At 64.0% G+C, this 2,677-nt stretch carries 3 protein-coding genes; 2 read left to right on the top strand and 1 reads right to left on the bottom strand.

All coding sequences use genetic code 11. From position 1 onward, the window contains the following. Window positions 1-130: 130 nt before the first annotated feature. Window positions 131-1,846, bottom strand: coding sequence for a DUF3300 domain-containing protein (locus tag AC1DT2_RS20245; protein WP_477298323.1), 1,716 nt, complete (start codon window positions 1,844-1,846; stop codon window positions 131-133). A gap of 34 nt (window positions 1,847-1,880) precedes the next feature. Between AC1DT2_RS20245 and AC1DT2_RS20240 the strand changes: the two genes are divergently transcribed. After that, on the top strand, window positions 1,881-2,195 hold the full coding sequence (locus AC1DT2_RS20240) for a hypothetical protein (RefSeq protein ID WP_477298322.1): 315 nt from the start codon (window positions 1,881-1,883) through the stop codon (window positions 2,193-2,195). Window positions 2,196-2,447: 252 nt separating this feature from the next. Further along, the coding region (locus AC1DT2_RS20235; protein ID WP_477298321.1) for a hypothetical protein at window positions 2,448-2,677 on the top strand (230 nt) is incomplete at its 3' end.

The following is a 2,677-nucleotide window of genomic DNA, read 5'->3' as shown; positions in this document are numbered from 1 at the left end:
GTGTAGAGAGCGACGGCGAAGCCGAGCCTGCGAAGCCGAAGGCGAGCCGTCTGCAAGGTCGAGGCCCGGCCCGAAAGCCGAGCGCCCGGGTCCCGGTAATCCACGATGAACTTTCTTTTGCCGCACAGCCTCAGTGATCGTCGTGCTTGTCATGCTTCGCAGGCGGTGCGGGCTTCGCCGCGGGTGCGTGATTCTCATGCTGCGGTTCGGGACGCGGCGTCGGAGCCGGGCGCTGTTGTTCGCGTTGCGGTTCCTGCCGTTGCGGCTGCGGACGTTGCTGCTGCTCCACGCGCTGCTGAGCTTCCGCTCGCGAGCGTTCGGCCTCCTGATTGCGGGCGTTTGCCTGCTGCTGCGCCTGGGCTGCCTGTGCCGCCTGTTGCTGGCGTGGATCGACGCGCGCGGGCTGTGCGACCTGCGGGGGGCGTGCTTCCTGGCGTCCGGCCTGAGCGGCCTGAGCGGCCCGCTGCTGTTCGCGTGGGTCCGCGTGCGGCACCTGTCCCGGCGTCTGCTGATGCGGATCGAAACGCGTCGGTTCGTTGCGCGAGACGTTCTGGCCGGGCTGCGGCTGCCCAGGATGGAAGGCTTGCGCAGCATTGGTGTTGCGCGCCTCGGCGGGACTGCCGGGGCGCTGGCCAGACTCCGGACCTCGTCCATCCGCACGTTGGCCCTGGGCAGCCTGGACCTGCTGGCGCTGAGGCGGCGGCAGGGCAGGGCGTGCGTTCGGCGCGGTCGGGCGGGTCATGCCGGCAGTGAAGTTCGGACGTTGCATATGCGCGTAATCGGGCGGCGCCGGTCGGGCCCCGTTTGCGACAGGCGCCGCCTGCCGACGGTTGTCGATGGTGTTGTTATTGAAGTCGTGCCGGTTATCGATGTGGTTCGAGCGATCGATGTTCACCGAACGATTGATATTGACCGTTCGGTTGATCACCGTCGTCCGGTTCACGGGGTACGGGTGGTTGTCGTAGACGATTGCCGGGCGGCCGTAGTGCGGACCGCCGGGGCGGCCACCGCCCCACGACGTATTCCACGAATTCCAACCCCAGCGCGGCGGCTCACGGTGTCCGTGGGACGCGAACAGCTCGCCGACCAGCACGCCGGCGCCGAACGAAATCAGGCCGGTGGTGACGAGGTCGCTGCGCTCACGCGGCTCCTCGTACCAGCCTTGCGAGTAGACGCGCGTCACAATCGGCTCGCCATACACGGCGTCCGGATCGTAATCGGGCACGTAGACCACGTCCGACTCGGCAGGCTCGATGAGGATGGTCTGCGCGGGTGCGGCGACGATGCCGTTGTCGTCGGCGACGGTCTCGTCGTCGGAGGCTCCACGTTGATCGATCTGGACGACCTRCTGGGCGGAGTTCTGGAGATTGCCATGCGCCCGGGCGCGACCGCGCATGACCTGGATGGCATTCATGACATCGGTCGGTTCGCTGGCATAGGCAGCGCCGAGCGCGGCGGTCCACTCCGTGTTGTTGGCAAGCTGATCGAGCACGGCGGGGAAAGCGACCAGCGACTTCACGCTCGGATCCCAGGGCTGGCCGTCGGCGGCGTCGATCAAGGCGCTGCCGGTGAGGTTGCGGTTCTGCTGCAGGAAATCACGAGCTTGCCCGACGTCGTCCGGGTGGGTGGACGCGGCGAGAGTCTGCGCAACGAGGCGATCGGGGAACAGGGCAATCGGCGCGACCAGAGCGAAGAGCTGCTCTGCCGTCGGCTGCTGATAGGCGGGTTGCTGTGCCGCTTCGGCTGCTGGCGCGGTTGCCGCCGCGACCGGCGCTGGCGCGTCGGCCGGCGCCTGACGCTGGCAACCCGCAAGGGCGCCGATGAGTGACACGGATAGGACGGACATCACCGAGACATCCRGTGCGAATCGCTTGATCACCATGAGTTCCTTTGCTCGTTCGTGGGCCTTCGTTCGTTCAGCTTCGACGAAAACAGGTGACCGACGGCTGTATCAAGTGACATTCCGCAAGGACTTGCCGATGTCGTTCATCGGCCGGTTGGCATTCGATACGCAGTTTTTTTCGTTGCAGCGCAACAAAGAGGGTCTTCCCGATGGTCATCCGCGTCACTTTCCGGTGAAGTATTCGAAAAGATTAGAGAAAGCATCCAGTTACGCTCAGCCATCGAATGTCTTGCCCGCGCATGGATCGATCCAAATGCCCTATGAGATTTTCCGCAGTGCAGTATTTTCATAATTTCACTAAATCGTTTACTAACAGTCATTTGTAATCATTTGTCTGACTTTAGATCGAGTTAAAAAATCGGTTGACAACGTTGTCACTGGGCCCTAAAAATCCGCCTCGTAACAAGGTTGCAACAGCAACCGGCCGGGGTCCCCCGGCGCGCAGGGCAAGTGACTCATTCAATGGAACGGTCGACGAACGCAGGCGAAAGCTTGCGCGGTGTCGTTCGTCCCGAAAAAACATTCTCATCCCCAGGAGATAGCAGTGAATTACCGGATTAGCGCCCTTTCCATGGCCATCATGGCCGGGCTGTTCGCCACGGGCTCCGCCATGGCGCAGGACGCCGGCGCGACGAACCCGCCCTCCTCAACGACTCCCAAGAAGGCGGAGCCAGCCAAGACCCCGGCCACCGATGCCGACGCACAGAATGCCGCGGACCTCGCCGGCATCACGGTCACGGGCATTCGTGCCAGCTTGCAGAAGTCCCTGGACCT

The organism is Luteibacter sp. P4_E6 (assembly GCF_056401535.1).
Note: the sequence above shows the minus strand (reverse complement) of the source record. Positions and strands in the feature narration are given on the sequence as shown.

Excerpts from the sequence above, each read along its gene's own strand:
- AC1DT2_RS20240 (WP_477298322.1), top strand. The coding sequence starts at position 1,881 with ATGAGTTCCTTTGCTCGTTCGTGGGCCTTCGTTCGTTCAGCTTCGACG.